The sequence below is a fragment of the Nitrosopumilus sp. genome (assembly GCF_025698945.1).
GTDB lineage: Archaea > Thermoproteota > Nitrososphaeria > Nitrososphaerales > Nitrosopumilaceae > Nitrosopumilus.
The window spans coordinates 236,915-245,090 of record NZ_JAILWM010000003.1; the positions used below are offsets into that span (position 1 = coordinate 236,915).

Annotated in this window: 10 protein-coding genes; 6 read left to right on the plus strand and 4 right to left on the minus strand. The window is 34.5% G+C overall.

Features of this window, described 5'->3' with window-relative positions:
* Window positions 1-174, minus strand: coding sequence for a protein translocase SEC61 complex subunit gamma (locus tag K5790_RS08170; protein WP_014962675.1), 174 nt, complete (start codon window positions 172-174; stop codon window positions 1-3).
* Between the two features lie 39 nt (window positions 175-213).
* On the opposite strand from K5790_RS08170, the gene K5790_RS08175 reads away from it, so the two are divergent.
* Window positions 214-990 (plus strand): D-aminoacyl-tRNA deacylase, encoded by a 777-nt coding sequence (locus K5790_RS08175; protein ID WP_297594046.1) that lies wholly within the window; start codon window positions 214-216, stop codon window positions 988-990.
* The gene (locus K5790_RS08180; RefSeq protein WP_297594048.1) at window positions 987-1,286 is read left to right on the plus strand and encodes a methylated-DNA--[protein]-cysteine S-methyltransferase; all 300 of its coding nucleotides are present in this window, start codon (window positions 987-989) and stop codon (window positions 1,284-1,286) included. The genes K5790_RS08175 and K5790_RS08180 overlap by 4 nt, the downstream gene beginning before the upstream one ends.
* Here the strand turns inward: K5790_RS08180 and K5790_RS08185 are convergent.
* The gene (locus tag K5790_RS08185; RefSeq protein WP_297594050.1) at window positions 1,283-1,738 is read right to left on the minus strand and encodes a 50S ribosomal protein L19e; all 456 of its coding nucleotides are present in this window, start codon (window positions 1,736-1,738) and stop codon (window positions 1,283-1,285) included. The two genes, K5790_RS08180 and K5790_RS08185, sit on opposite strands and share 4 nt — an antisense overlap.
* Window positions 1,722-2,126, minus strand: coding sequence for a 50S ribosomal protein L32e (locus K5790_RS08190; protein WP_367182880.1), 405 nt, complete (start codon window positions 2,124-2,126; stop codon window positions 1,722-1,724). The genes K5790_RS08185 and K5790_RS08190 overlap by 17 nt, the downstream gene beginning before the upstream one ends.
* 196 nt (window positions 2,127-2,322) lie before the next feature.
* Here K5790_RS08190 and pckA point away from each other — a divergent pair, with 196 nt between their 5' ends.
* On the plus strand, window positions 2,323-3,879 hold the full coding sequence (gene pckA / locus K5790_RS08195) for a phosphoenolpyruvate carboxykinase (ATP) (protein ID WP_297594076.1): 1,557 nt from the start codon (window positions 2,323-2,325) through the stop codon (window positions 3,877-3,879).
* Here pckA and K5790_RS08200 read toward each other — a convergent pair.
* Window positions 3,872-5,968, minus strand: coding sequence for a S8 family serine peptidase (locus tag K5790_RS08200; protein WP_297594054.1), 2,097 nt, complete (start codon window positions 5,966-5,968; stop codon window positions 3,872-3,874). The two genes, pckA and K5790_RS08200, sit on opposite strands and share 8 nt — an antisense overlap.
* A gap of 18 nt (window positions 5,969-5,986) precedes the next feature.
* Between K5790_RS08200 and K5790_RS08205 the strand changes: the two genes are divergently transcribed.
* The 3 genes from K5790_RS08205 to ftsY all read left to right on the plus strand — a co-directional run.
* Complete coding sequence (locus tag K5790_RS08205; RefSeq protein ID WP_297594056.1) at window positions 5,987-6,607, plus strand: superoxide dismutase; 621 nt, start codon at window positions 5,987-5,989, stop codon at window positions 6,605-6,607.
* 90 nt (window positions 6,608-6,697) lie between these two features.
* Entirely contained in the window at window positions 6,698-7,123 is a 426-nt protein-coding gene (pfdA, locus tag K5790_RS08210) for a prefoldin subunit alpha (protein ID WP_297594058.1), read from the plus strand.
* Window positions 7,124-7,126: 3 nt separating this feature from the next.
* The coding region (ftsY, locus tag K5790_RS08215) for a signal recognition particle-docking protein FtsY (RefSeq protein ID WP_297594060.1) at window positions 7,127-8,176 on the plus strand (1,050 nt) is incomplete at its 3' end.

Below are 8,176 nucleotides of genomic sequence, written 5' to 3' on the forward strand. Positions count from 1 at the left end.
TTACCTACCAAATGTAATTACCGAAAAGACAAACTGAATAGTAAACCCTATAGCTCCAACACCTGCAATTCCCAACAATACCAATCTAAGATGTTGCTGATACTCATCTTTATCTGGTTTCTTGGCCATTTTCATGGTATTTACCATATTTTTCAAAGTTTGCCTTGGATTCATTGCTGGAAATTAATAAGGTGTCCTTATATCTCTTATCTCATGGAACTGCTAGTTGCATATCAGGATGACCCTGCTGGAAACAATATGGCAAAATTTCTTTCAAAAAATATGAAGAAAGAAGGTGATATTTTTCGTGGTTCAAACTATGATTTGATAATTATTCCAACACCTGCAATTTCGGCAGATTGGTTAGAGGAAAAATATGATTATGATGGTTTTGTTTTTCTCTCAAAACATGCAGCTGAATCTGGTGTTTTAGCTCTGACATGTCATAGTACAGGAAATTTTTCTGAGGCAAAATTTGGTGGAAATGATAGACAAGTTGCAATTCCACACCCAAATCTTCAAAAAGCATATCTTCAAGAATTATTTAAAAATCAATCAAAATTTTCAGAATTTCAGATCACGATAGAGGCAACTCATCATGGTCCTACTGGATTAACTAAACCAACAATATTCATTGAGATTGGAACTACTGAAAAACAATGGAATGATGTTTCCTTGTGTAATTCCGTTGCATCCATAGTTCATAAAACTATGATCTCAAAAATTCCAGAGAATCCTGTGGCACTTTGTTTTGGCGGAACACACTATCCTACCAAATTTACAAATGAGTTACTTGAAGGAAAATATGCTCTAGGTACAGTTATTCCAAAACATGCATTAGATGAACTTGATGAATCATTATTTTCTCATATTATTTCTCAAAATAATATGGCAAAATTTGCATTACTTGATTGGGCTGGATTAGGATCAAACAAACAAAAAGTTTTAGATTTTCTAAATTCAACAAAGCTTGAGGTAATCAAACTTTGAATCTTGAACAAAAAATATACAAAAAATTACTTGAAGTTCCTAAAGGCCAAATCACAACTTATGGAGATTTAGCAAAAGCAGTTGGTTTAAAAAATGGACAAAGAGTTGTTGGAAAAATTATGAACAAAAATCCCTATCCTGTAATTGTTCCATGTCATAGAGTTGTAATGTCTACTGGAAAAATTGGAGGTTATGCATATGGTGAACACATTAAGACTAAGATGCTAAACGATGAAGGAATTGAAATTCATAATGGGAAAATTGTGGATTTGAAAAATCGAGTTTATAGATTCTAATCTTTTCTCTTTTCTTTGATTTCATCCATCAAAGTTCTAAGATGTGCTTTATTTCTGACAGTATTTCCTCCAACTTTTTTATAGAGTGCCCAAAATTCTGGATTAGTCAAATCTTTTCTGTCTTTTGCAATCTTCAATAATCTTCTAAGTGAACGGACTTTGGCAACGTATACTTCTTTTTTACCTACTCTGGCTCCTTTTCTTCCTTGTTTTGAGCCTTGTTTTGTTCCTCTTTTTCCTTTTTGATCTTTTTTAGTTTGGGCTCTTCCTCTGGATGTTCCTGTAAATGATTTTATCTTGATTGTATTTGCAGTAATTAGACTACGAATATTTTCTCTTGTAATTGCATCTGCAATGTCATCTAAATGATCAGTATCAAATCTAATCCTGTGAATTCCTACTCCAGTAACTCTGGATGCTAGTCTTTTTTTAGCTTTAAGATTTACTACCAATTGCACTCACTCTAGCATTAAATATTTTGAATTTTTCTTCAACAGCTTTGGCAACAATTTCTTTTCGTTTTCTGGTTCCAACGCCATGTCCAAATCTGACTCCGTCTTTTTTAGGATCTAATTTTTCTAAATCATTTAAGTTGAAAACTAAATTATCTGTATATCCTGAAGGATGTAACCCTCTTGCTTCTTTTGGTCCGCCATAACCTACTTTGACAAGTCCTGGGCGACCTCTACTTTTTTGCTTTCTTTGGTGATTGTCGATACCTTTTGGTTTTCTCCAATTTGTTTGCAGTCTGACATAACGCCAGCTTTCTGGTCTGATGAAATCTGGATTGTGTTCTTTTACTTCTTGTCTCTTTGCAATCTTGTCTTTGTTGATCGGCATCATTGTCACTCTTGAATTTTGGAATAAATACGTTCCTAGACTAGAAAAAATTTCTGATAGGAAGAGATAATAAGGAAAATTTAGGCGGATCGAAATATCTTATGAATAAGTCTGAGATTCATAAAATTATTTTTGGAGGCGTAACCTTCTGACCCAAGTCGTAGGCACTTCTGTAACTGAGAAATTTTCGTCTCAAATCAAATCTTTTGGAATCAACCCCTCCAAAGTTCATCGAAATCTCAGTGTAGAAGAAATGGTACGTCTTGCAGTTGAACGAAAAGAGGGTGTTGTAAATTCGACAGGTTCTCTATCTGTCAATACTGGAAAATACACTGGTCGTTCACCCGATGATCGTTTCATTGTATATGATGATAAAACTCACGATACTGTAGATTGGGGTAAAATTAACCATCAATTCCCTAGTGGCAAATTTGAAAAAATTTTAGAAAAGATGAAACAATTCGTTGATAACAAGGAACTCTTTGTTTTTGATGGCTTTGTTGGGGCAGACCCTGATAATCAACTTGCAATTAGAGTAATCAATGATCGTGTTTGGCAAAACCTGTTTGCAAGAAATTTGTTTATCCGTCCTACTGCATCAGAACTTGAAAACCATGAACCTGAATTTACCATTTTATGTATTAATGACTTTGTAGCAGTTCCTGAAGAAGACGGCACAAAATCTGATATTTTCATTTTGATTGATTTAACAAGAAAAATTGTTCTAATTGGAGGAACCGAATATGCTGGCGAGATGAAAAAGTCGATGTTTGGTGTAATGAATTTCATCCTACCTGACAGGGGTATTTTTCCAATGCATTGTTCTGCAAATATTGGAGAAAAAGGTGATACTGCATTATTTTTTGGATTATCTGGTACTGGGAAAACTACTCTTTCTGCAGATCCTCATAGAAAACTGATAGGGGATGATGAACATGGATGGTCTGATAATGGTACTTTTAATTTTGAAGGCGGATGTTATGCTAAATGTATAGATCTTAGTAAAGAAGCAGAACCTGAAATTTGGAATGCAATCAAACCAGGTGCTGTATTAGAAAATGTTGTTCTTAAGGATAATGTTCCTGATTTTGATGATAACAGTTTAACAGAAAATACACGAGTTGCTTATCCTTTGGATTTCATTCCTGGTGCAGTAATTCCAAGTGTAGGTGGCAATCCTAAGGTGATTGTATTCTTAACTGCAGATGCATTAGGTGTCTTACCTCCTGTATCTAGATTGACAAAGGAAGGCGCAATGTATCATTTCATGTCCGGATATACTAGTAAATTAGCTGGAACTGAAAGAGGAATTAAAGAACCAAAATCTGTTTTCTCTGAATGCTTTGGAGCACCATTTATGCCTAGGCCTGCTTCTGTTTATGCAAAACTCCTTGGTGAAAAAATTAATCAGCATAATACTGTAGTTTACCTCATTAACACTGGTTGGTCTGGTGGTCCATATGGGGTCGGAAAAAGAATTAAGATCAAATATAGTCGTGCTATGGTCACAGCAGCACTTACTGGAGCACTTGATATTGTAAAATATCGCCATGATGATCTCTTTAATCTTGACATTCCAACCGAAGTTGATGGTGTCCCCTCAGAAATTCTGGATCCAAAGAATACTTGGATTGACAAAGACTCGTATGATTTATCTGCAAAGAAATTGGCTCAAATGTTTATAGAAAACTTTGCAAAATTTGAAAATGTTTCACCAGAGATTATTAATGCTGGCCCAAAAATTTCTAAATAGGTTGTTTTCTAATTATTAATCCTATCATTCCAACAACAATTACTATTCCTGCAATTATTGTAACTTGTTTTTCTGGAATGTCAATTACTTCAAAGTTTTGCAATTCTGGAGATAGAGTGTTAACTTGTATGGTGTTATATGCACTAGATGTATTTCCACCAACTCTAATCTTGGCGTCAATCCAATAAATTGAATTTTCATAAATCTTAATTGATGCTTTTTTGTTTGGTGTTGTAGTTGTGGTGTGTACAACTCCGTCTTTGCTGTTTGTTACAGATATTTTCACAAAACTCCATTCTTCTGGATGATAAACATCAAAAACTAAATCTTGATTTTGTTGACTAACAGAAACGGAACCTGGGGTATAATGTAAAATAAATGGAATTATGTATTTTGTATCATCATGATTAACAATAATTTTACCTTCATGTTCTCCAAAACTATTGTCTGAAACACTTAATTTTATTTTTAAAATATTGTTTTCAAGAGAATATGCAAAGTTAATGAAACTTGGACCATCAAAATTGACTGATAAATTTTCTAATGTTCCATCAATTAGTTTTAAATTAAATTCTTTTTCAATAATTGGATTATCTGAAGATATACTTGCAACAAAATTTGGTGGAGTAATTACCAGTTTTGCATTATATGCATTACCAATGTCCAATCTTCCTGATCCGGCATCATTTACTGAAAATTCTTGCCCATAGGCATCAGATACAGGCTCAACTGTAGTTAATAGGATGGATTTTACCTCATGGTGGTGGAGCTGGGGATTTTTTTGTAATAATAATGCTGCAGCACCACTTACATGAGGAGCTGCATAACTTGTACCGCTTGTAAAATTGTAGCCTGCATTATTTTGTGTGGTGTTGATGTAAGCCCCTGGTGCTACTAATTCTGGTTTAATATAAAATGGAGATACTGGTCCACGTGAACTAAAATGTGCTACAAAATCTGGGTTATAAAATAAATGAATTGTTGCATTATGACCATTATCAAGTGAATTTTTAATTTCTAATCCTTCCTCTCTATCAATTGACACTACTGGAATTTTTGGTTTATAACCTGGTTCCATAAATTCATGAATTAGTTCACCCAAAAATATTCCTGGTTGATTATTGTAAACAATCAAAGCTTTTGCTCCTGCATTTACAGCATTTTTTTCTTTAATTGAAAAATACAATAATTCTCCTTCAACATCACTTCCTCTCTCTACAATTAGAATTGAATCTTTAACATCCAGATCTCTTAATTCTTCTTCTTTTCCATATCCGCCAAAAATAATTTTTCCCGAAATTGGTTCTGATAATTGCGTTGAACCCACCATTGGTATTACTGTGTAAGGCTTACCGTCAACTTCTAATGTTGCCACCAAACTTGAAGTGAGATTGTTATAAGTTGCACCAACTGTAACTGCACCAAAATTCCTTCCTGGACTTCCAATCGATTTGGAATCTGGCCCGTCATTTCCTGCTGCAGTAACAACAAAAATTTCTTTTTCTAGTGCATTATTTACTGCACGATCAATTTTTGGATTTGTTTTGTTTACTCCTAAACTGATATTGATAATGTCTGCACCATCCTCAATTGCCATATTGATTGCTCTAGTGATAAGATCTGATGATACTCCCTCTCCATTTTCAGAGACTTTGTATGCCAAAATTTTTGCCTTTGGTGCAACTCCTTTAATTTGACCGTCGGCTGCAATTACTCCTGCTACTTGAGTTCCATGACCATTTGTATCTAGTGGTGGTTGTCCTTCATTTATGAAATTGTATCCTCCAACCACTTTACCTTCTGGACCAAATCCAAAAAGATCGGGATGGTTAAAATCAACACCAGTATCTATTACTGCAACTTTGATTCCAGCACCATCTATTCCATCCATTCTTGGAATATCTGTCCCAATAAATGGTACGCTTCTCTCTAGGAATATGTGTGCCTCAGTATTGTCTTGAATTATCTGAAACAATACAATTCCTCCAAACAATATTAAAAATGCAGAAAAAACTAAAGAGAATTTCACAATTTTTTTAAGAAATTTAACAAGTAAAAATGAATTGCTTTCTAAAGCAATAAATGGCATATCGTTTAAAATGAAATTATGGGAAAATACACACTTCCAGAAATGCCCTATGCTTATGATGCATTAGAACCTCACATTGATGCAAGAACAATGGAGATTCATCACACCAAGCATCATCAAACATACACTGACAAATTAAATGCAGCCCTAGAAACATGTCCAGCAGAAATTCAAGACAAAGACATTCTTGAAATTTTATCTGATATTAAATCAGTACCTGAGGACAAAAGAGGCGCCATTAATTTCAATGGTGGTGGTTATGATAACCACAGGCTATTTTGGAACAACATGAAACCTAATGGCGGTGGAGAACCTGGAGGATCTATTGCAGATGCAATCAAAGAATCCTTTGGAAGCTTCGCTGACTTTAAGGAGAAATTTTCATCCACTACAGCAGTAATTCAAGGCAGTGGTTGGGGATGGTTAGTATACAATCCTTCTTCTAGAAAGGTTGAGTACAAATCAATGCCAAACCAAACAAGTCCAAGAACTGAGGGGCTAGTACCATTGTTGGGCTGTGATGTATGGGAACATGCATACTATCTCCACTATCAAAACAAAAGACCTGACTATATTGCCGCATGGTGGAATGTAGTTAATTGGGATGAAGTGGAAAAAAGATTCTCCAAAGCAAAATAAAGCTCTTTTCTTTATTTTTTATTTGTTCAGGGATTTCTATTTCATTAATCTGGAATGAATTTATAACCATCTGAAAGCTGTTTGTTGTAAATGAGTGAAGAACAAGCCGAGCAATTAATGCAACAAATGCAAATGCTTGAAACATATTTTTCTGATCTATCTCAAAGAGAGTCCACCTTCCTAAATATACTAAGAGAAGCAGTTGCTGCAATTGAGTCTATTCAATCACTTGGTAAAAACCCTGAATCTGACACTCTTATTCCAATTGGCATGGGAACTTATATCCCAACAAAAGTTTCCTCTTCAAGTAAGATAGTATTGAATATTGGTGCTGGTGTTGCTGTGGAAAAAGATTTCCCATCTACGATTAATTATCTTGAAGCAAGAATCAAAGAAATTGAAATAGCTTTACAAGATACTGCTGCAAAAAAACAAGATGCAGCAGCTCGATTAGAACAAGGCAAAGCCCAAATTAATCAATTAATGCAATCAATGCAACAATCTAAATCGGGATAAACCATGTTTGATAAACTTCGTAATGCATTTTCTAATGCAGCGAAAAGTCTTGGTGAAAAGGAACTAAATGATAAAGATATTAAAGATATTTTATTTGAATTAGAGATTTCCCTTATGGAGTCAGATGTAGCAACTGAGGTAATTGAATCCATCCAGGCTGATCTTAAAGAAAAATTAATTGGTTCTAAAGTTGATAAAAATGAAATTGAGAAATTTGTTAAAGATAGTTTAATCTCAAGTATATCTTCATTATTTGATTCAGCTGGCTCTGTTGATTTATTTGCAAAAATTAATGAAAAAAAGAATCAGAATCAACCATTTTTAATTTTATTTGTGGGTATTAATGGTACTGGGAAAACTACTTCTTTAGCAAAAGTAGCTTACATGCTTCAACAAGCAAAATACTCTGTAGTAATTGCAGCTGCTGACACATTCAGAGCAGGTGCAATAGAACAATTACGTGAACACTCCAATCGTCTAAATTTGAAACTTGTTGCACAAAATTATAATTCAGATCCTGCAGCAGTTGCAAGAGATGCTGTTTTGTATGCCAAATCACACAAAACTGATTGTGTTTTAATTGATACTGCTGGAAGAATGCAAACTAGCAAAAACTTGATGGAGCAAATTGAAAAAATTACCAAAGTTGTAAATCCAGACATCAAAATTTTTGTTGGGGATTCATTAGCTGGAAATGATACTGTAAATCAAGCGCGTGAATTTTTTGAGCATGTGAAATTTGATGGCTCTATTTTAACAAAAAGTGATGCCGATGCACGTGGTGGTGCTGCTTTATCTATTGTCAAAGTTACGTCAACACCAATTCTTTACGTTGGTGTTGGTCAGGAATATTCCGATTTAATCCCCTTTGATAAGAAAACATTTCTAGAAACTGTTTTTGGTTCCTTAGATAACGTAAAAATTAAAACACCAGAACCAACACCAGAACCAACACCAGAACCAACACCAGAACCAACACCAGAACCAACACCAGAACCAACACCAGAACCAACACCAGAACCAACACCAGAACCAACACCAGAACCAACACCA